General features: G+C 58.2%; 16 protein-coding genes and 1 pseudogene. 15 read left to right on the top strand and 2 right to left on the bottom strand.

Annotated features, from left to right (window positions below; translation table 11 throughout):
- The first annotated feature begins 12 nt into the window (after window positions 1–12).
- Together MJO47_RS07935 and MJO47_RS07930 are read left to right on the top strand one after the other, a co-directional pair.
- Complete coding sequence (locus tag MJO47_RS07935) at window positions 13–738, top strand: M48 family metallopeptidase (RefSeq protein ID WP_253960608.1); 726 nt, start codon at window positions 13–15, stop codon at window positions 736–738.
- A gap of 2 nt (window positions 739–740) precedes the next feature.
- Window positions 741–1,415 (top strand): Smr/MutS family protein, encoded by a 675-nt coding sequence (locus tag MJO47_RS07930; protein ID WP_253960607.1) that lies wholly within the window; start codon window positions 741–743, stop codon window positions 1,413–1,415.
- Between the two features lie 35 nt (window positions 1,416–1,450).
- Here the strand turns inward: MJO47_RS07930 and MJO47_RS07925 are convergent, their stop codons facing one another.
- Entirely contained in the window at window positions 1,451–3,976 is a 2,526-nt protein-coding gene (locus MJO47_RS07925) for an Rne/Rng family ribonuclease (RefSeq protein ID WP_253960606.1), read from the bottom strand.
- A gap of 288 nt (window positions 3,977–4,264) precedes the next feature.
- On the opposite strand from MJO47_RS07925, the gene MJO47_RS07920 reads away from it, so the two are divergent.
- From MJO47_RS07920 to MJO47_RS07905, 4 genes are read left to right on the top strand one after another with little or no spacing between them, the layout of a single operon-like run.
- A complete protein-coding gene (locus MJO47_RS07920; RefSeq protein ID WP_253960605.1) occupies window positions 4,265–6,190 on the top strand; it encodes an ABC-F family ATP-binding cassette domain-containing protein in 1,926 nt (641 codons plus the stop codon).
- An 11-nt stretch (window positions 6,191–6,201) separates the two neighbouring features.
- Window positions 6,202–7,491, top strand: a complete 1,290-nt coding sequence (locus tag MJO47_RS07915; protein WP_253960604.1) for a ParA family protein — start codon at window positions 6,202–6,204, stop codon at window positions 7,489–7,491.
- A 13-nt stretch (window positions 7,492–7,504) separates the two neighbouring features.
- On the top strand, window positions 7,505–8,500 hold the full coding sequence (locus tag MJO47_RS07910; protein ID WP_253960603.1) for an acetylserotonin O-methyltransferase: 996 nt from the start codon (window positions 7,505–7,507) through the stop codon (window positions 8,498–8,500).
- A 38-nt stretch (window positions 8,501–8,538) separates the two neighbouring features.
- On the top strand, window positions 8,539–9,477 hold the full coding sequence (locus tag MJO47_RS07905; RefSeq protein ID WP_253960602.1) for a GTPase-activating protein: 939 nt from the start codon (window positions 8,539–8,541) through the stop codon (window positions 9,475–9,477).
- Between the two features lie 11 nt (window positions 9,478–9,488).
- Here the strand turns inward: MJO47_RS07905 and MJO47_RS15635 are convergent, their stop codons facing one another.
- Window positions 9,489–10,382, bottom strand: a complete 894-nt coding sequence (locus MJO47_RS15635) for an OmpA family protein (protein WP_253960601.1) — start codon at window positions 10,380–10,382, stop codon at window positions 9,489–9,491.
- Between the two features lie 224 nt (window positions 10,383–10,606).
- Here MJO47_RS15635 and nadC point away from each other — a divergent pair, with 224 nt between their 5' ends.
- The 9 genes and pseudogenes from nadC to nrfH all read left to right on the top strand — a co-directional run bounded on the left by nadC (window position 10,607) and on the right by nrfH (window position 20,793).
- Window positions 10,607–11,431 carry a carboxylating nicotinate-nucleotide diphosphorylase gene (gene nadC, locus MJO47_RS07895; RefSeq protein WP_253960600.1) on the top strand — a complete coding sequence of 275 codons (825 nt, stop codon included), beginning with the start codon at window positions 10,607–10,609 and terminating at the stop codon, window positions 11,429–11,431.
- A gap of 24 nt (window positions 11,432–11,455) precedes the next feature.
- Window positions 11,456–12,439 (top strand): biotin--[acetyl-CoA-carboxylase] ligase, encoded by a 984-nt coding sequence (locus MJO47_RS07890; RefSeq protein WP_253960599.1) that lies wholly within the window; start codon window positions 11,456–11,458, stop codon window positions 12,437–12,439.
- 50 nt (window positions 12,440–12,489) lie between these two features.
- Window positions 12,490–13,257 (top strand): type III pantothenate kinase, encoded by a 768-nt coding sequence (locus tag MJO47_RS07885; protein WP_253960598.1) that lies wholly within the window; start codon window positions 12,490–12,492, stop codon window positions 13,255–13,257.
- A 227-nt stretch (window positions 13,258–13,484) separates the two neighbouring features.
- A complete protein-coding gene (gene fusA / locus MJO47_RS07880; protein WP_253960597.1) occupies window positions 13,485–15,563 on the top strand; it encodes an elongation factor G in 2,079 nt (692 codons plus the stop codon).
- Between the two features lie 37 nt (window positions 15,564–15,600).
- Window positions 15,601–16,701 (top strand): SPOR domain-containing protein, encoded by a 1,101-nt coding sequence (locus MJO47_RS07875; protein ID WP_253960596.1) that lies wholly within the window; start codon window positions 15,601–15,603, stop codon window positions 16,699–16,701.
- Between the two features lie 29 nt (window positions 16,702–16,730).
- Window positions 16,731–17,717, top strand: a complete 987-nt coding sequence (locus MJO47_RS07870) for a hypothetical protein (RefSeq protein ID WP_253960595.1) — start codon at window positions 16,731–16,733, stop codon at window positions 17,715–17,717.
- Window positions 17,718–17,725: 8 nt separating this feature from the next.
- Window positions 17,726–18,301 (top strand): annotated as a pseudogene (locus MJO47_RS15630) (ATP/GTP-binding protein); the annotation flags it as partial.
- 464 nt (window positions 18,302–18,765) lie between these two features.
- Entirely contained in the window at window positions 18,766–20,133 is a 1,368-nt protein-coding gene (locus MJO47_RS07860; RefSeq protein WP_253960594.1) for a sigma-54-dependent Fis family transcriptional regulator, read from the top strand.
- A 207-nt stretch (window positions 20,134–20,340) separates the two neighbouring features.
- Window positions 20,341–20,793 carry a cytochrome c nitrite reductase small subunit gene (nrfH, locus tag MJO47_RS07855; RefSeq protein ID WP_253960593.1) on the top strand — a complete coding sequence of 151 codons (453 nt, stop codon included), beginning with the start codon at window positions 20,341–20,343 and terminating at the stop codon, window positions 20,791–20,793.
- Window positions 20,794–20,837: the final 44 nt, after the last annotated feature.

Raw genomic sequence — 20,837 nt, 5'->3', positions numbered from 1 at the left:
ATTGCCAGTTTTATGTACAATCTTCTCATCTCCATGCTCATCGGTACGGCCGTGGCTGCTTCCCTCACGCTGTTTGCCGAGGTTGACTACTGGATTGCCGTGATCGCCGGTGTCATCGCCTTTACCATCCCTTTCTTCCTCATTACCCGTTTCATCATGAAAAAGATCGGGGAATTGATGAATATCGCCCAGCGCGATATTCAGGCGGGACGTTCAGAAAAAGCCATTAAAACTCTTGAGTCCGGCTTCAAATATGCGAAGTGGCAGTTTTATATCAAGTCTCAGGTCAATGCCCAGATCGGCATGATTCTGTACATCAAGCAGGACTTCGCCAAGGCTTTCGACTATCTGCAGAAGGGCTTCGTGCGTCACTGGGTCGCCATGGGGATGCTGGCCGTCTGCTACATGAAGAAACAAAAAACTTCCAAGATGATTGAGACCTTCGAGAAGGCGGTTGGCGGCACCAAAAAGGAGCCCTTTCTCTGGAATCTCTATGCCTTTTGTCTGGAAAAGGTCGGAGAGCGGGAGAAGGCGGTTTCCATCATGGAAAAGGGACTCAAGAAAGTGGGCGGCAATGAAACCCTGCAGGCTAATCTGGAAGCCCTGAAAGAAGGGCGGCGGATGCGGATGATGGATTATGGAGACATCTGGTATCAGTTCCACCTCGAAAAGCCCGGCGCCCTGATCAAACAACAGACCAAAGCCATCCAGGGACGCCGCAAAATCGTGAGGCGCTAGTTTTGAGCCGCAACAAAAAATCTGAAAACGGCTTGACCTGTACCCCCTTCAAAACCTTGAAGGGGGTACAGTTTTCTGAAGCCACAAAACCACCGAAAGAATCCCCCGAGGCGGCAACCGAACCGGTTGTGGCGGAAGAGAGGGCGGATACAGAAGCTCTCTTTGCTCTGGAAATGGCCCGCCTTGGGTTCGATGCGGCCGCTATGGACAGGGACGAGGATGCGGACCTTCAGGGCGAAACGCCTCCCTCCGCCGAGCAGCGGGAAGAGCCTCTTACGGAGCAGGAGCTGTTTCTGCAGGTGCTGGGTAAAATGGAAGTGACCTTTGCCGATGAATACCCGGAGGAGGAAACGCCAGAAGCCACGCCCCGGCGCATGAAGCTGCTGCGTAAGGGGAAGCTGCGTCCCGAGGCGACGCTCGATCTGCATGGACTCACCCGGGAGGAGGCGCGGACAAAGGTGCGCTTTTTTCTGGAAGATTCTCTGTATCACCAGCGCAAAGTGGTGCTGGTGATTACCGGGCGGGGAAAGAGTTCCGGCAAGGAGCCGATCCTGCGCGACGACATGGAGCGCTACCTGGCGCAGGAAGGGCGCGCCTGGGTCAGCGAGTGGGGACGGGCTCCCAGGCAGTATGGAGGTGAAGGCGCGCTGGTGGTTTTTCTGCGTGCCCGTGATTAAACGATAAAGGCCGGGCGATCTGCCCGGCCTTTTCTCTATTCTGGACTATTTTCTTCCTTTTTGACGGCGGCAGGTTTCTTCCGTCGCGTCGGGCGCTTGGCGGCAGATTTATCCGATGCCGTCTCGCCGGTGGCAGTCTTTTGTTCGGGGGCCTCTGGCGTAGGTGCCGGTGGGGCGTCCTGGTCGGTGGTTTTCACGGTGTCACTCTTTTTGGCGCTGGTACGCCGCCGGCTTCGGGCCGCCGGTTTTTTCTCCTCGGTCGCCTTGGCTGGGCTGGTGGATTCCGTCTGCGTTTTCTCCTTGCCGGCAGCCGGCGCCTTTTCCTCCGCGGTTTCTGCCGGTTTTTTGGCGCTGCTTCGGCTCCGCCTGGCTCGTGTCGGTTTGGTCGCGGTTTCATCCTCTGGCGTCGATACCTTATCGTCCGATTTACTGACCTCGGACGGCTCTGAGGATTTCTGGGGGGCCGGCTCTGCCTGATCGGCCTCGGCCTTCCCGGTCTTTTCCTTCTGCTCCTCGCCAGCCGGCATCGTCGATTTGGCGGCCCGCCGGCGCCGTTTTTTGCGGGCGGCCTCCTCACCTTTTTCGGTCGCTCCCTCACCGGCCTGGATTTGATCAGTCCCCGTTGAGGCAGGCTGAGGTGCCGGCTCGGCAGGAATGTGTTCCGGGGTCTCGGGAGTCGTCGTTGTCTGCTGTTCGACCACGGCGGCCTCCGTTTCCTGCGCGGGCGATTTGCCCGTAGAGGGTTTACGTCTGCGGCGGGGGCGTTTTTTGGGCGGAGTGGCTTCCGCTGCGGCCGGCTCGGCTTCTGTGGCCGGGCTGGCGGCTTCTTCGGGAGCCGACTCCTCCTCTTCGACGGCTGCCTGGGGGGGCTCCTCCGTTGTTTCGATAATTGCCTCGGCGCCTTCTACCGGTTTTTTCTTGCGCCGCCGCCGCCGTTTCTTGCCCTCTTTTTCCGGCTCCGCCGGTTTTTCCGCTCTGGCCAGCACGCTTTCCTCTTCGCTGGCCATTTCGCCGGCGAGGGTCTGAGCCTGGGAGGCACTGAATTCGACAGGGGCGACATCATCTCGGCTGTCTTTTTCCCGTTTCTGGAATGTCAGCTCCACTTCGCCGGCGATGAGATCGGGCTTGCCTTTAATGGTGATGGAGACATTGCGTGACCGTTCAAGTTCAAGAAGTTCCTCACGCTTGCTGTTGAGCAGATAGGTGGCCACTTCCAGGGGGACCTCACCTTCGATGCGGTCGATCTGGCCGCGGGCGATGCCGCCATACACCTTGCGCAGAAAGGCGATGGCCTGTGTCTCGACACTCTTGATCCGCCCCGTACCATGACAATGGGGGCAGGTATTGTAGGTTCCCTCAGCCAGGGCCGCCTTGATGCGCTGGCGGCTCATTTCCAGTAGGCCGAACTGGGAACTGATGCGGCCGACGGTGACGCGCGCCTTGTCGTCTTTCAGGGCGTCCTTGAGGTTTTTTTCCACCTCGCGAATATGCTGACGATCGCGCATGTCGATGAAGTCGACGACGATCAACCCGCCCAGGTCGCGCAGGCGCAGCTGGCGGCCGATCTCCGTAGCCGCTTCGAGATTGGTCTTGTAGGCGGTGGACTCAACACCCTGTTCGCCGGCCATTTTTCCCGAATTCACGTCGATGGCCACCAGGGCCTCCGTCGTGTCGATGACGATGGAGCCGCCCGAGGGCAGCGCCACCTTGTTTTTGCTGATGGTTTCGATCTGCTCCTCGATCTGGTAGCGGGCGAAGATAGGGCGGCGCTCCTGGTGCAGTTTGACCAGAGGTGCGTGTTCGGGCATGACCTGCTGGAAAAAATCCTTGGCTTCCTGAAAAACCTTGGCATCGTCGATGAGGACTTCGTCCATATCTTTGCTGAAGTAGTCACGAATGGAGCGGATAACCAGGTTGGATTCGCGGTAAATCAGGGCGGGGGCGCGTACTTTCTCGCTGAGCTTGACGATGTTGCGGTACAGGCGGATCAGGTAATCGAGGTCTCGGCCCAGTTCTTCACGGCTCTGGCCGATGCCGGCAGTCCGCACGATATAGCCGATGTCCGCCGGCAAATCGAGGGTGGACATCGTCTCTTTGAGCTTTTTGCGCTCCCCTTCGTTTTCGATTTTGCGGGAGATCCCCTTCGTGTCGCTCTCTGGCATCAGCACCATGTAGCGGCCGGGGAGGGACAAAAAGGTGGTCAGGGCAGCGCCTTTGGTGCCGCGTTCCTCCTTGACGATCTGCAGCAGCAGTTCCTGGCCCCGCTGCAGGATGTCATTGATGCGGGGCCGCCCTTTCTGCTCGGGCGCCCCAGGGGCTGCCTTGTAGCAGGACGGGTGGATTTCGCCCATCTGCAGAAAGCCCAGGCGCTCGGCGCCGTAATCGACGAAGGCGGCCTGCAGACCCGGTTCGACCCGCACCACGGTGCCTTTGTAGATATTGCCTTTGGTTTGCTCCTTGCCAACGACCTCAATGTCGAGTTCGTTAAGGATGCCGTCGGTCACAATGGCCACCCGGTTTTCTTCGGGATGGGTGGCATTGATCAGCATCTTCTTGCTCATCGGTCAATTCCTTCCAGCGCCCGGTCGGGCGCTTCAATGGGGGATGCCGGTTTCCGGCGGAGTCTCAGCGAAGCCGGGCAGGCTCGGAGTTGCTTCCGCGGATTTCCGGTGGGGTTATGTCTCGATCTATTCAAACGGCCCGTGGGCCGAGATGGATAAAGCCGCTATCGCTAAGCTAAACCTCGCAACTATACCAGAAGGCAACGGGTTTTGATAGCGGAACCTCATGGCGTCGGCCGTGTTTTTTCCATGTTTCATGAGAAAGAAGCCTGTGCTATAAGAAGGACCATGCTGCAATTAAAAAATCTCACTAAAGAATTCGGCGGCCACCGGATTTTCGCCGATATCAACTGGCATATCCGACCCGGGGATCGCATCGGTCTCTGCGGGGAGAATGGCGCCGGCAAGACCACGCTTCTGAAGATTCTGGCGGGGCGTGTAACCCCAGACGGCGGCGAGGTGCAAGCCGCCAAGGGCACCACCTTCGGCTACCTTCCCCAGGATGGTCTCGAGCATCGCGGCCGTTCCCTGTTCGAGGAGGTGCATAGCGCCCTCGATGAACTGCTGCAGATGGAACAGGAGATGGGCCGCCTGGAAAAAGCTATCGCGGCCACCGGCACGACAGCCGATCTCGACCGTTACGCGTCGCTGCAGGAGTCCTTTCGGCAGCGGGGCGGTTACACGATGGAGACGGAAGTCGCCAAGATTCTGCACGGTCTTGGTTTTGCCGAAAAAGACTGGCAGAAGCCCTGCGAGGTCTTTTCGGGCGGCTGGCAGATGCGCATCGCCCTGGCCAAACTGCTGCTGCAGCGCCCCAACCTGCTGCTGCTGGACGAACCGACCAATCACCTCGACCTGCCGGCCCGGGACTGGCTGGAGGAGTACCTGTGCAACTACCCCTTTGCGGTGGTCCTGGTCTCCCATGACCGCTTTTTCCTCGATCAGGTGGTAGGGCGCATCGTCGAGGTCTGGAATGGCCAACTGACCGAATACCCCGGCAATTACAGCCGCTATGTCGAGGAGCGGGAACGCCGCGTCGAAGCGCTGCTGGAGGCCAAACGCCGGCAGGATGAGGAAGTGGCTAAGATCGAGGCGTTTATCAGTCGCTTCCGCTACCAGGCCAATAAGGCTTCCCTGGTGCAGAGCCGCGTCAAACAGCTGGAAAAAATCGAACGCATCCAGGTGCCGCCGGCCCGCAAGCGTATCGCCTTTCAGTTTCCGGATCCCCCCAAGGGCGGACGACTGGCCGTCGAACTGATCGGCGCCAGCCAGCGCTACGGCGATCTGACCGTGCTCGATCACGTCGATCTGGCCGTAGAGAAAGGGGAGCGACTGGCTCTCGTCGGGGCCAACGGCGCCGGCAAATCCACCCTGATGCGGCTGCTGGCCGGGGTGGAAGCACCCAAAGAAGGCGCCCGCCAGGAAGGACACAATCTGGCGCTGGCCTACTTCGCCCAGGATCAGGCCCGTGTTCTCGATCCTCAGAAGACGGTCCTTGAAGAGATTACCGCCGCCGCTCCTTTTGACATGGTGCCCAGGGTGCGGGACATCCTCGGCTCCTTTCTCTTTACCGGCGACGATGTCCACAAGCGCGTTTCCGTCCTCTCCGGCGGTGAACGCAACCGTCTGGCCCTGGCTATTCTCCTGCTGCGACCCGCCAATCTGCTGCTGCTCGACGAGCCGACCAACCATCTTGACCTGCAGTCCAAGCAAGTCCTTCTCGACTCTCTCAAGGGCTACAAGGGGACGGTGGTTTTTGTCTCCCATGATCGCTACTTTGTCGATTCGCTGTCCAGCCGGGTGATCGAGGTTGCCGAGGGCAAGGCCGTCTCCTACCTGGGGAACTATGAGGATTTCCTGCGTGCCAAGGGGGCGCAGGGGGATCAAAGCCATTCACAGCAGCGGGTCGAGGTGCTCGGAGGGGCTGCGGCGGAAGCGCCGGTGGATAAGGACGAACGCCGGCGCCAGCACGAACAGCGCAAGGATGCGCAACGCCTGGAGAAAAAACGTCAGAGAGAACTGAGCGAGATCGAAGGGCTCATCGAGAGGCTGGAGAGTGAGCTGAGCGAGCTGGAGCAGGTCATGGCCGATCCGGATCTCTACCAGGATAGAGAGCGTTGGCTGGAAGTCTCTTCCCGGCACGACCGTCTGCAGGAGGAGATCGCCAACGCCTACGAACGTTGGGAAGGGTTGCAGGAGCCTGTGTCGGCCTGAGGGGAGTCAACATGGCAGGACGCGTTCCTTTTGTTGTCGTGGTAGCCAGTGAAAAGGGGGGGGTGGGCAAAACGACCATCGCCACCAACCTCGCTGTCTACCTCAAGGCACTGCATGAGGACCTGCCGGTGACTATCGCCTCTTTCGACAACCATTTCAGCGTCGACGCCATGTTCGCCATCCGCCGCGCTGCCGCTGCTTCCGTCGCCGAGCTGTTTGCTGGTCGCCCCGCCCGCGATCTGGTCGACCTGGGCGAATACGGCGTGCAGTATCTGGCCTCTGAGCGGCAGCTGCTGCCCCCAGATGACGATCCCCTTCACCTGAGACGCGTTCTGCGTCAGGCTGACCTCGACGGAATTTTTATCCTCGACACCCGACCGATTCTCGACTACTTCACCCGCAGCGCCTTGCTCGCCGCCGACCTCGTGCTGGTGCCGGTCAAGGATCGGCCCTCCCTCGTCAACGCCGCCTCCCTGCTGCATGTGGTGCGGGCAGCCGGGGGCGCGACGGATAAATTCTGGCTGCTGCCGAGTCTCATCGACAGCCGCCTGCGCCTGCGCGAGCACATCGGAGTGCGCGAGTTTCTGGTGGAGTCTGCGCGGGAGAGGGGCTATCAGGTGCTCGACACTTTCATTTCCAAAAGTCCCAAGGTGGAAAGCCTGACCACCAATCTTAGCAGCCGGGTCTATCCCGTCCTTACCCATGCCCGCAACACCGCGGTGCATACCCAGTTTCGGCAGCTGGGAGATTTCGTCCTGCGGTGCCGACAAGCCTTCGTTTCCTCTCCAGCTCAATCCGTTCACGACCCATCACAGACGGGAATGGTGAACCGACTATCTCGCCGACAGAGCCGCCAATGCCCTCTCTGCGGCGAATCGGCCGATGGCGCCGAAGGCGGTTTTTTTCAGGATTTGCGGAGTCGTCGGCAGGGATTCATCCATGGTGGCTGTCTGCAGACCCTGGTGGCTGACAGCCTGCTGGAGCCTCTCCCCGACCAGGGGGCCATGGTGTGGAGAATCGACGAGGAAGCCCTGCACGAAGATGAACTGTGTTTTTCCGCACACCTTTTCAAGGAGAGTGGCGACGAGCTCGCTGCCGACCAGATCAGCCTCAATAGCGCCGGTTGCGGGCAGGCCTTCCTGCAGGCGACGACGGGTCGGCCGCTGGCCGAGCTCTACCGCGAGACCCTGATGCTGTTCTGGACAGCCGCCGCTCCCCGAGAATTTCTGTCACCAAAAGGGCGGCGCGCGTTGGCCGGCCGGAGAAAAAAGATGCTGCGTGAAGTTTTTGGACGCCTTTAACCTGGAGGTTGTTGTGAAGCCGGAAACATTCAAGGATTTGATGAGGCTTTCCCATGGTTTTGAACCGGCGAGGATCCTGCTGAGTGCGGTGGAGCTGGATCTTTTCTCGCACCTGTCGGAAAACACAACGGTGCATCAGCTGGCCACGCGGCTGAATCTGCAGGCCGGTCCCTTGACCTTGGTGCTCAATGCTCTGGTCGCCATGGGCTTGCTGGACAAAGCGGGTGAGGCCTATGTCAATCGGCCCGTCGTGGCCGAAAACCTCGTTGCCGGCCAGGGCTACCGCGGCCATATCTTACGACACATCAGCCACTGCTGGTCGGCCTGGGGGGATCTTTCCGGACGGCTGCAAGGGTTGGAACCCGCTGAAGAGTCCTGGTCACCGGCGCCGGATGAGGTGCAGACGCGGGATTTTATTTTGGGGATGGAGAATGTCACCCGAGACCTCGCTCCCCTGGTCGCGGCGCGGCTGGAGCTGGGCAGCCCAGTGACTCTGTTGGATGTGGGCGGCGGGCCGGGAACCTATGCCGAGGCTTTTTTGAAAGAGTATCCCACCTTGCGGGAGGTTTGCGTCTTCGACCTGCCAAAGGCCGCCGCCGTCGGTCGCCAGAACTTGAAAAACCGGGGGATGGAGACTTCCGTGCGCTGGCTCGAAGGGGACTTTTACGAAACCCCTTTCGGCCAGGGATTCGATGTCGTCTGGATTTCACAGGTGTTGCATTCCCTGGATGAGGCTGGCTGCCGTATGCTCCTGGCCAAGGCCTTTGAGGCTCTTGAGCCGGGGGGAGAACTGATTCTCCATGAGTTTTTGATCGAAGACAATCGTACCGGGCCTTTGCAGGCGGCGCTCTTTGCTGTACACATGCTGGTTATGACCGGGGTGGGAAGAACCTATGCCGGTGGGGAACTTTCGGTCTGGATGGGTGAGGCCGGTTTTATGGATGTCCGTGTGCAGCAGGTTAGCGACGATACCTCGGTGGTCCGTGGCCGCAAACCCGTTTCACGATAAAAATCGCTGTTTTTAACCGGTTTTAGTGAGGAATTGCCATGATTTTGCTGCCCAGGGGGAATCCGGTCAAAGAAAAGCTCAATCCGGCCAAGGTCAACCTTCCCGATGCGCTCGGTAAGCTCCATGAGGGACATTTTACCGGATATCTGCGTTTCGATACGCCGGCTGGGGTCGGAATCCTCATTTTTCATGTGGGCAAGTTGATCAGCGCTCTGTATGAGACTGGCCACCAACGTCTCACGGGCTATCAGGCCATTGGGCGCATCTTCAGCCATTCCCGCTCGGGCGAGGCGATGCTGGATATTTACCGTTTGTCTGCCGAACTGGCCATGGGCATTCATGCCCTCCTGCATGGCGAAGTGCTCTATCGCGGGCAGGAACTCCGGTTCATGGATATCCGTCTTCTGCTCAATAGTCTCAAGGAGGACGCCATTACCGGATGTCTGCGCATCTATACGGATAATCGGGTGGCACTGATCTTCTACCGCGAAGGGCAGCCCCTGGGATTTTTCCACGACGGCTCCAAGGACCTGGAAAAGACGGTAGACACTTCCCTGTCCGTGGCGCGGCTGCCTGGCGCCAAAGTTGACGTGCTGACCAGCAATATTGAGGAGGAGGACTCGCTGCAGGACCTGATGGATGCCGGACAACTGACGGCCATCTGGCATCTGGTTTTAGCCGAGGCGAAAAATGGGCGACGGCCCGCGGAGCCGGCGGCCAGACGGAAGGTCAAAGATGAACGCAATGAGAGTCTGCTGATTTTTCTCCAGGGCGTGGCCGAACAGCATCTGGGCAAGATCGGCGCTTATCTGGTGGAAAAGGCCTTCGAGGAGCTGGTGCCGGGATCGGAGGACTCCATGAAGGATTTCTTCGCGGCCCTGGGCCGATCGGCCAGCCTGACGGCCGCGACGAAAGACGTCGAGGTCATGCAGGCGGAGATGAGCAAGGGTATCCAGGCGGTGCTGTCCAGACGTTAGAGCCCTATCGGTCAGGGCGACGATATATCTATGGGGGCGAGAACAATCTGGATGCGTCGATTCTGGGCCCGGCCTTCGGCGTGGGCATTGCTGGCAATGGGTCTGAATTCGCCATAGCCGCAGGCCGCCAGAAGAGAGCCGGGGATTTTCGACTCTTCCTGCAGAAAGTGTACGACATTCGTTGCTCGGGCGGTGGAAAGCTCCCAGTTGCTGGGGAATATGTCCTGCAAGCGGGGGCTTATGGGCACGTTATCCGTATGCCCTTCCACGCGGATTTCTTTGTTGTCGACCCCCTTGAGGACTTTGCCGACCCGCTTGAGAACTTCTTTTCCGGCCGGCTTGATATCGGCTTTGCCCGAATCGAAGAGGATGCGCTCCACCATATTGACCGTCAGCTTTCCCTGGAGCTCGGAAATCGTGATCTCCCCCCGGGAAATCTCCTGTTCCATCTTCTCTACAAGTTCATCGTAGGTGCTTTTCAGGTGGGCCACGCGCGCTTCCCTGGCAATGCGCTCCTGTTCGATTTCCTGCCGCAGGGCACGGTTGGCCGTCTCCAGGCGATCTATCTCCTGGCGCATCTGGGCCAGGGCTTCTCCCGTTTCCTCATCCCTGGCCGTCAGCACGGACTCGATGCGCTCCAGGTCAGAGCGGGCCCGCACAAGATCCTGCTCCAGGCCATCGTTTCGCAGCCGAGCTTCATCGAATTGCTCCTCAATCTTTTCGTTGTAGGTCAGCAGGTCGCCGTTGATACGCAACAGCGACTGGTAGTCCGCTTCAAGCTCTTCGATGCTGGCTGCCAGGATAGCCGCCTGATCGGCCTTGCGCTGGTAATCCGCTTTGCTGACGCAGGCGGTGAGAGCCAGAGAAATAAGGGTCGCCAGGATAAATGCTTTGAGGGATCGCACGTTGTCCGTCCTTTTTTGTTTAGAGTCTGTACGCGGCAGACAAACGGCTGGGAAAGCCAGTCCGCAGCCGTGCCAATGCAGTGAGGTTTTTGTGAAACGCGGATAGCATAACACCTAAAGAAGCAAAGGTAAATTCCTCCTTTCGGGCCGGGCTTTTGTGTTGCGGCGGCTCTGGTGAACGTGCTATAAGAATATGGTTTTCAATACGTTACACGGGGGAAAGTATGTTTGAGATCGATCATATCATTCGCAATGCCCTGCAGGAGGACATCGGCCTCGGGGATGTCACCACGTTGGCCACCGTCGAGGCGCAAACGCAGAGTCGGGCCGAACTGGTCGCCAAGGAAGATTTTATCCTCAGCGGCATTGACGTGTGTGGCCGGGTTTTTTCCCTTCTCGATGCCGGTATCGCCTTTGAAAAACTTAAAGAGGACGGCCAGGCCGTTCGCCGTGGGGAAGTTCTCGCCTGGCTGCGGGGATCCGCTGCCGTGCTTCTGCAGGGTGAGCGGGTGGCGCTGAACCTTCTGCAGCGCATGAGCGGTATTGCTACCCAGACCTCCCTGTTCGTTAAGGCCGTGGCTGGGACCAAGGCGACCATTGTCGATACCCGTAAGACGACCCCTGGTTTGCGTGTTCTGGAAAAATATTCGGTGCGTATGGGCGGTGGCCGCAACCATCGGACCTCTCTTTATGACGGCGTTCTCATCAAGGAAAACCACGTGGCCGCGGCCGGAGGCATAGAAACGGCGGTTCGACGGGCGCGGGAGCGGGTGCCTCATACCCTCAGGATTGAAGTGGAAACCCGCAATCTGGATGAAGTGAAGGAGGCGCTGGCGGCTGGCGCCGATATCCTGCTCCTCGACAACATGTCGTTGAGCGAACTGCGCGAATCGGTCGCTCTTATTGCCGGTCGCGCGCTCTGTGAAGCCTCGGGCGGCGTCAATCTCGAAACAGTGCGGGATATTGCCGAAACCGGGGTGGATCTCATCTCCGTCGGGGCTCTTACCCACTCGAGCCGGGCGGTGGATATTTCCATGCTCTTCCAATAAGCGAATAAACGGAACAGGAAGACAATGAACACACCAGGAACCCGCGACGCCATCCTTCGTGTTTTTCGCCAAAGGAAGGGCCAGTTCGTCTCCGGCGAGGAAATAAGTCAGACCCTCGGTATTTCCCGCACGGCCGTCTGGAAGCATATCGGGTTGCTGAGGGAGCAGGGGTACGGTATCGAATCGGCCGCCTCGCGGGGATACCGTTTGACGCAGACGCCCGATACGCTCATTCCGGCGGAAATTCAGGCTAACCTGGAGACAAGCTGCATTGGACGGGAAGTTGTTCTCCTTGAAGAGACCGACTCCACTAACCGGGTTGCCCACGAATACGGCAAGGCCGGCGCCGAAGAAGGTCTGGTGATCATCGCCGACCAGCAGACGGCTGGCAAAGGGCGCCTGGGCCGACCCTGGGCCTCCCCCCAGGGGGTCAACCTCTACACCAGTATTCTTTTGCGCCCTTCGATCCTCCCGCGCTGGGCCACCCAGTTAACCTTTCTCTCTTCCGTGGCTGTCGCCCGGGCGATTGAAGACTTAAGCGGTCTTCACCCCCAGGTCAAGTGGCCCAATGACGTGCTGATTGACGGCAAAAAAGTGGCCGGCATTCTCAACGAAATCGACGCCGAGATGGAAGGAATCCACTATCTGGTGATGGGCATTGGTGTCAACCTCAACATGACGAAGGCCCAGTTCCCGGACGACCTGCGCTACCCGGCGACCTCCCTGGCTTTAGAGACCGGCAGGGATATCTCGCGCCTGGCTTTTGCCCGGGTTCTCTACCGGGAATTGGATGCTCTCTACAAAACCTATCTGCAAGAGGGCTTCAAGCCCATCGCGGCAGCCTGGAGCCGTTTTTTTGCCTGGCAGGGCAAAATGGTCGAGGTCGATTTTCAGGATCGCCGCCTGCAGGGAACCGTCACCGGGATTGACACGGATGGCGCCCTGCTGCTGCGGCTCGATTCCGGCGCCACCGAACGGGTGCTGGCTGGCGACGTTCGCCCTTTGTGACCCCTGGCGTTTTTGCCGGAACATAACTATCTCACGGAGATGCGCTTTATATGCTGCTGGTTATTGATGTAGGCAATTCCAATACAGTTCTGGGAATGTACCGGGAGGAAGAACTGGTTCGCAGCTGGCGGGTGACCACCGACAAGTCACGAACCGTGGATGAATACGCCATGATCATCCACGAACTGTTCCATCTCTCCGGCATCCATTTCACCGATATCAAGGATGTTATCGTTTCCTGCGTGGTACCGCCCATGCTCAATACGCTGGAAGGGCTGTGCCGGGATTACTTCAAACTCAAGCCCTACGTGGTCGGGCCGGGCATCAAGACGGGGATGCCCATTCAATACGAAAACCCCCGAGAGGTCGGCGCCGATCGCATCGTCAATGCCGTGGCCGCTTTTGAAAAGAAGCGACGCTGCCTGATTATCGTCGATTTCGGCACGGCGACCACCTTTGATTTCATTTCCGCCCGAGGCGAGTACCAGGGTGGCGCCATCGCCCCCGGGATGGGGATTTCGGCCGAAGCCCTCTTCGAGCGGGCCAGCAAGCTGCCGCGGGTGGAATTCTCTCGTCCGCCCCAGGTGATCGCCAAGAACACCGTCAACAGCATGCAGTCCGGCATTTTTTATGGCTATGCCGGCCTGGTGGACGGCATCGTGGAGCGTATGAAGCAGGAGTCGAACGAAGAACCGTACGTCATGGCTACGGGCGGCCTGGCCGAACAGATCGCCACCGCTTCCCAGACGATCGACGAAGTCGACCCCTTTCTCACTCTGGAAGGCCTGCGGATCATTTACGAACGCAACCGAGGGTGATTTTTGACGCTCCAAGCGGGCGTGCTACAATTTGGTAACCGGCTTTTTTGTCATGAGATGTTCAGCAGATGGAGGGGTAGTGTTCCGCGCTTAGTGCATCCGGACGCGAGGTCCCCCCGAGAGGGCAGGCTCCTTCTGCCCGGGTGGCCGACAAGGCCGCTCTGTTCGTTGTTTTCCTGCAAGAATCCTTTAAACCATCAACCTGTCATGGAATGAAAGGAGCGGCTATGGGAAAGTACGATACTGCAAAGCTGAGGAACCTGGGAATTGTAGCGCACGGAGGAGCGGGCAAGACCTCGTTGACCGAGGCCATCCTGTTTAACACCGGCATGACCGACCGGCTTGGCAAGGTGGATGACGGCACCTCCAACATGGATTTCGAGCCGGAAGAAATCAAACGGCACATCACCATCAGTTCCAGTCTGCATCACTGTGAGTGGAATGGCCACAGCCTGCATATCGTCGACACCCCTGGCTACACCAACTTTCTGCATGACACCCGCAACTGCATGCGCGTACTTGGCGGCGCGGTTCTTATCGTCTCCGCCATTTCAGGCGTCAAGGCCCAAACCCAAAAGATCTGGGAGTGGGCTGAGGAGTTTGAAGTACCCCGTATCGCCTTCGTCAACAAAATGGACAGGGAGCGTGCCGATTTTCTGCGGGCCGTGGATGACATGGAAAAAACCCTGTCAAGCCGCGCTGTCATTGTCACCATGCCCATGGGGGCTGAGGCTGATTTCAAGGGGACCATTGACCTGGTCCACATGAAGGCCCGTTTTTACGCATTTGACCAGAAAGGGACCTTCGAAGAGAAGGACGTCCCCGCGGAGTATCTGGAGGAGGCCAACCGGCTGCGGAGCCTGCTCGTGGAAGCGGTCGCCGATGCCGACGATGCACTCATGGAAAAATACCTGGAGGAAGAGACTCTTTCCATCGAGGATATTCTGCTTGGTCTGCGGGAGGGAACCCTGACCGGGGTCTTTACCCCGGTCTTTTGCGGCAGCGCCCTGGTCAATGTCGGTGTGCGGCAGCTTCTCGACTACATCGTGCGGTGCCTCCCCTCGCCGCTGGACAAGGGTATCCAGGTGGGGAAAAATCCAAAAACGGGTGATCTGGAAGAGCGCTCTCCCAGCGAGGAAGAGCCTTTTTCCGCCATGGTGTTCAAGACCATCAGCGACCCCTTTACGGGCAAGCTCACCCTTTTCAGGGTGTACTCGGGGACGCTGAACTCCGATTCGTCGGTGTACAACCCCAACCGGGAAACGACAGAACGCATCGGTCAGATCTTTGAGCTCGAGGGCAAAAAGCAGAAGGCGATCGACGTGGCCGCTGCGGGGGATATCGTCGCTGTTCCCAAACTCAAGGTCACTATGACGGGGGACACCCTCTGCGATGCCGGCAAACCCATCCTCTATGAAAGCCCTCTGCCGCTGACCCCCGTCATATCCTTCGCCATCGAGGCAAAGAGCAAAAACGATGAAGACAAGATCCATAATGCTTTGCAGCGACTGACCGAAGAAGACCCCACTCTGCGCATCCACCGGGATGAAGAGACCCATGAAATGATTCTCGAAGGCATGGGGCAGGTTCATCTTGAAGTGACGGTGGAAAAGATGAAACGCAAATACGGGGTGGAGGTCGAACTCAAGCAGCCCAAGGTGCCCTACCACGAGACGATCAAGGGCAAGGCTAAACTGCAGAGCAAGTACAAGAAACAGTCGGGCGGTCGGGGGCAGTACGCCGATGTCTGGCTGGAGATCGAGCCGCTGCCGCGCGGCGGCGGTTTCGAATTTGTCGACAAGGTTGTAGGCGGGGTCGTGCCCAGGCAGTATATCCCCGCCGTCGAAAAGGGCGCGCAGGAAGCCATGCAGCAAGGCACCCTGGGGGGCTTCCCGGTGGTAGACGTCAAAGTGACTCTGTTCGACGGTTCCCATCACTCGGTCGATTCCTCCGAAATGGCCTTTAAAATCGCTGGCTCCATGGGCTTCAAAAAAGGAATGGAGCAGGCCAGCCCGGTTCTGCTGGAACCGATCATGCACATGGAAATTACCGTTCCCGATGATTGTATCGGGGACATCATTGGGGATATGAACTCGCGTCGCGGCAAGGTGCTCGGGGTCGAACCCAAAGCGAACAGCCAGGTCATTGCCGTGCAGGTGCCCATGGCCGAGGTCCTTAAGTATGCCCCGGAGCTTCGTTCCATGACGTCGGACCGGGGACTGTTCACCATGAGTTTTTCGCACTACGAAGAGGTGCCCACCCATTTGACGGCAAAAATTCTTGCGGATGTGAAAAAAGCCGAATAACGGCTCCATCAACTATGTAAAGGAGAGCAATATTCCCATGACAGACAAGAACGACTTCGATTTTGAAGAAGAATCCGAAGAGGCAGGGCCGGACATGGATGAGGGGGGCTTCGATTTTGACGAACCCCTGCCGGACGAAGGTGTCGAGGTGGCCGGCAAGAAGAAAAGCTCCGCACCGATGCTTCTGCTGGTCCTGCTGCTGGTAGCGGTAGGGGCGGGAGCTTATTATTATTTCTTTATGCTGCCGCCTGTGGCGCCGCCTGTAACGGCCAAGGTTGCCAAGAAGCAACCGATCGCGGTGCCTGCCCGACCGGCGGAATCCAAGGCCAAGCCAAGCAAGGCTGCAGCGGAGAAAGCAAAAGAGCCCACGGCTCAGCAGACGGCAGATGCATCGAAGAAGGCCACTGTGGATGCAGATCAGGCGCCTGCTGATGCCAAAACGGCTCAGCCTTCCTCCGATACTCAGGCGCCCGCCTCCAAGGTGGCTCCTTCCAAGCAGCCGACCGCCGAGGCCCAGGTGACAGCCGCCAAACCAGCTGAACAAACCAAGGAGGTGACTACCGCGCCGGCGGTGAAAGCCGCAGCCCCGGCCGCCAAGACTGCCGAAGTGGCACCGGCGGCGAGCGAGAAAACATCGGCCGACTCTGCTGCGGTTGCCTCCGTAACAGCCCCGGCCGCCTCCGACGCTCGTTATACCATTCAGGCGGGAGCCTATACCCGCAACGCCAGTCTGGAGAGAGCCAAGAAGATGGTGCAGGACTTGGGGTACGAACCTCAGGTCAAGGCGGTCCAGCGCCAGGTGGATATGATCCGTCTTCGCCTCGGGGCCTTTTATCCTGATGAGGGGCGTCAGAAATTGCAGGAGATTCTTCCTCTCGCTCCCGATGCCTTTGCCGTCCAGAAGGGGGAGTTGATGGTGATTTACGCGGCTTCCTTTCAGGACAAGAAGCGCGCTGATCGTTTCGCCGCTTCTTTGAAAGAAAAAGGTCTTCACGTCGATGAAGAGCGCAGTCCTGTCGATCTGAAAATGATGCTGATCAGCTTCGGCCAATTTTCGGATAAGGCCAAAGCACAGGAAGCCGCCGCGGCAGCGCAAAAGGTCGGCCTTGAAACCATGATTACCGCCCTTGCCAACTAGGGGAGCGATTTTGGGATTTTTCGCGATCGATGACTGATAACAAACAATCGGTGCGTCTCAAGGTTTCACCTGAGGTGGCCCGTCTTGTTCAAAACGGAGTTCCCCGGAGCGAGCAGGTGCAAGCTGCCCGGGGAGCTCTGAATCTTGGTGCCCGGGACGAAGGCGATCTCCTCTTTTTTCTGGCGTTCAGCCAGGATGGGGAACTCCGCGAGACCGCCAAGTCTACTTTGCGAACTCTTTCCGCTTCCAGGCTGATAACGTTGCTTGAGGTTCCCGACCGTCATCCCCGTTTTCTTGACCTCATCGCCCGTCTTCGCCTGGGCGAGGAAGAGGTCATGGCCGTGCTGCTTGATTGCCGCAATCTGCTGCCCTCGACCTTGCTGCACATGGCCCGGCATGGCAGTCCCCGCCTCCTTTCTCTGCTGGCCCACCGTCAGGATCTCCTGGCGACGGCGCCCGAGGTTCTTGAGGCGCTGCAGGCCAACCCCCGGGCGACAGCCGTTCTCGAAGGGGGGGCGGAGATTCACGGTGAAGACCCCCCTTCCGAAGGTGTCCGCGAGGGCGAAGCGGCTGCCGAAGAGAATGCCGAGGAAGAGGGCTCCCTGTCCAAATATCAGAAAGCCCTGGAAATGGGCGTCTCCGAGAAAATCAAGATGGCTCTTACCGGGGACAAGGAGTGGCGCGGGATTTTTATCAAGGATGCCAACAAGCTGGTCTCCGCGGCTGTTCTGAAAAATCCTCGCATCACCGATGGTGAGGTGCTGGCCATCGCCAAAAACAAAAGTTCCAGTGACGAGCTTATCCGGCTCATTACCCTGAACCGGGAGTGGGTCAAACTCTATGAAATTAAAAAAGCGCTGGTAGAGCATCCACGCACCCCGTTGCCGACGGCGCTCCGCTACATGAATGTCCTGACGGAGAAGGATATCAAGAACCTGGCTGGCAGCCGAGGGGTCTCCGCAGTTATCGTTAACAACGCGAGGCGAATGCTCATCGCCAAAGACCAAAAGAAATAGGACTGCCCATGGCCCTTTTTAACCAATCCAAGCGGGAAATAAACGCCAAAGTTGTCTATTACGGACCGGCCTTGTGCGGCAAGACCACCAACATTAAATACATTCACGACAAGTTGAAGCCGGAGAACCGCGGCAAGCTTCTCAGCCTGGCAACCCAGAAGGACAGAACTCTTTTCTTCGACTTTCTGCCCGTTGAGTTGGGCGAGATCAAAGGGCTCAAGACCCGGTTTCATCTCTATACCGTACCCGGGCAGGTCTATTACAACGGCACGCGCAAGATGGTCCTCAAGGGGGTGGATGGTCTGGTCTTTGTCGCCGACTCCCAGCCGGAGATGATGAAGGCCAACCTTGAAAGCCTGCAGAATCTGCGGGACAACATGGCCGAATATGGCCGGCGCCTGGAGGATATTCCCTATATCATTCAGTACAACAAGCGCGATCTGCCTGATGCCCTGCCGGTCGAAGAGATGGACCGCCTGCTTAACCGGGACAAGGTGCCGTCTTTTACTGCCAGCGCTTTGAATGGGCGTGGTGTGCTGCAGACGATGACCACCATCTCCAAGATGGTTCTTCACCGTCTGCGAAACGTCCATAGGCCTCCGGGCGAAGATCGATCCGAAGAGCGCAGCATGGGAGCGTCTTACCGCGCTCTCCGCAAAGACTCCGACAGGCTTGTGGCGGCACCTGCGGCATCCCCGCAATCCGGAGTAGCCCAGCCGAGAGTGGACTTACCTTCAGCTGTCACCGTCGTCGGGCTGGGCCGCGCCCGGGGGGGCGGTAACCGGATTACTCTCCCTGTCACGGTGAAATACAACGAACAGGTCAAGGAAATCCTTATGGAGATAAGGGTCGATATTGAAGATGGTGCCCTGAGCGCCCGTGTTGATAAGTTCGATCCGGGTGATCGTAGCTGATGCCCATAAAACACGCGTTTTTCCGTAGCCGCCTGGCCCACCGGTCAGGCTTTTTGCTACCGTTTTCAAGCCTTATGGCTTGGCGCTGCTTTTGACAGGTTCTGTCAGAAGAAAAATGGGGAGGTTTAGCCAGTATGAAGACGGGGTTTTCTCCGGATATTTTTGAACAGATTGTCGCCCACATGGTTGAGGGGGTCATTTTTCTCGACGGCGAAGATACTATTCGTGTTTGTAACCCGGCGGCTGAGCGTATCCGAGGAGTGCGTGCCGACCGCATCATCGGCAAATCGATCCTCTCTATTCATCCCGCCAATATGCATCATCGCATTCGTGAGCTGATTGCCAATCTGAAAAGTGGCCGTTACGCCGCGGTCAATCGCAGTATTCAGGTTAAAAACCGGTTTTTTGATAATTCTTATTCGGGCATTCGGAACCCTGAGGGCCAGTACATCGGCACCCTGCTGATCAGCCGTGATATCACGGAGAGCAAGCTGCTGGCGGAACAGAATCATCAACTCAGGCATTCGCTGCTCGATACCGGCAACGACGGCCCGCTGGTGGCGCAGAGCCGAGGCATGCAACATGTTGTAGAGATGGTGCAGGCCGTTGCCGGTATCGACTCGACGGTTCTGATCGTGGGCGAAAGCGGGACGGGCAAGGAGCGCATCGTCGATTTGCTTCATCGCCTCAGCCCCCGTCTTCAGCGGCCGCTGATTCGGGTCAATTGTGCGGCTTTGCCGGAAAACCTGATTGAATCGGAACTTTTCGGCCACCAGCGTGGCGCCTTCACCGGCGCCGTGGACCACGCCAAGGGTAAATTCGTCCAGGCGGACGGTGGGACCCTGTTTCTGGATGAAATTGGCGAGCTGCCGTTGACCGCGCAGGCCAAAATGCTCAGGGCGATTCAGTCCCGGGCGGTGCAGCCGTTGGGAAGCGACCGGGAAATTCAGGTGAATGTGCGCATCGTGGCGGCGACCAATCGTAATCTGGCGCAGGAGGTTCAGGAGGGCCGTTTTCGCGAGGATCTCTATTACCGGCTTAACGTCATCACCATGGAAGTGCCGCCCTTGCGGGATCGCTATGAAGATATTCTGCCCCTGACGGAAATCTTCGTGCAGCAGCTGGCTCGTCAGATGGGTAAACCGGTTCCGATCGTATCCGCCGAACTGCGTACTTTCCTCGCCGGCCATCCGCTTCCCGGTAACGTTCGACAGCTCAAGCACGCCCTTGAACGGGCTGTGGCCTTGAATCGCACGGGCACATTAACCGTGGCGGACCTGCCCCCCGACCTGCAGTCGGCAGGGCGCATCGATTGCAATACCCTTTTAGCGGGTGACCAAGCCCTGAAAGAAGCCCTGGGGAATTTCGAGAGGGCTTATATTGTGCGGGCCCTTGAAACCCATCAGGGCCGCAAGACGGCGACGGCTGAAAGTCTTGGAATCTCACGAAAAGGCCTGTGGGAAAAAATGCAGCGGTACGGAATCCTGGAGGCGTCACCTTGAGGTAACGTGATTTAAATAGGATGTTACTATGTCGTAACATTCCGAGAGGGTTGTAGTGGAAGGGGGAACGCCTTGAATGGCGTTCCCCCTTGTTGTTTCCATTCTTTGCGCCTTTCATTGCGGATTGGCACAAATCTGGTAAAAGTGAGTGAGAAACAGCCAATGGTCGTCTCGCACCAGCGGGCTTAAGGAAGGGGGTGAGCAAGAATGGCAAAAAAGAACATGATGATTTTACTGGTTGTATTGGTCGTCGCGGCAGGGATCGGTCTCTTTGTGCTGTTCGGCCCCCCTCGGGTCCTGGCCAAGAGTGGGGAACCTGATTTCTGCGCCAGTTGCCATGTGATGGAAGCCGAATATGTGGCCTGGTCTTATACCGGAGCACACCGGACGCTCAAGTGTGTGGATTGTCACCTGCCCAATCAGAACAAATTTGCGCATTATGTCTGGAAGTCGATTGATGGGCTCAAGGACGCCTGGTTCTTTTACAGCGGACGCGTATCCGAGCGTATTGAATTGACCGAACACGGTGGTGAGGTCTTGCAGGCCAATTGTATCCGCTGCCACAGCGGCACCGTTTCGATGATTTCGACCCAGGCCGAATGCTGGAGCTGCCACCGCGGAACCCAGCATCGTCTCAGTGGAACAATTGAAACGCTTTGATAGGTGGATTGTTCGCGTCATAGCCACTTTATAAAAACCAATAG

The organism is Desulfuromonas sp. KJ2020 (assembly GCF_024197615.1).
Lineage (GTDB): Bacteria > Desulfobacterota > Desulfuromonadia > Desulfuromonadales > SZUA-540 > SZUA-540.
The sequence above is the reverse complement of the archived record's forward strand: the minus strand, read 5'-3'. Positions and strand labels throughout refer to the sequence as shown.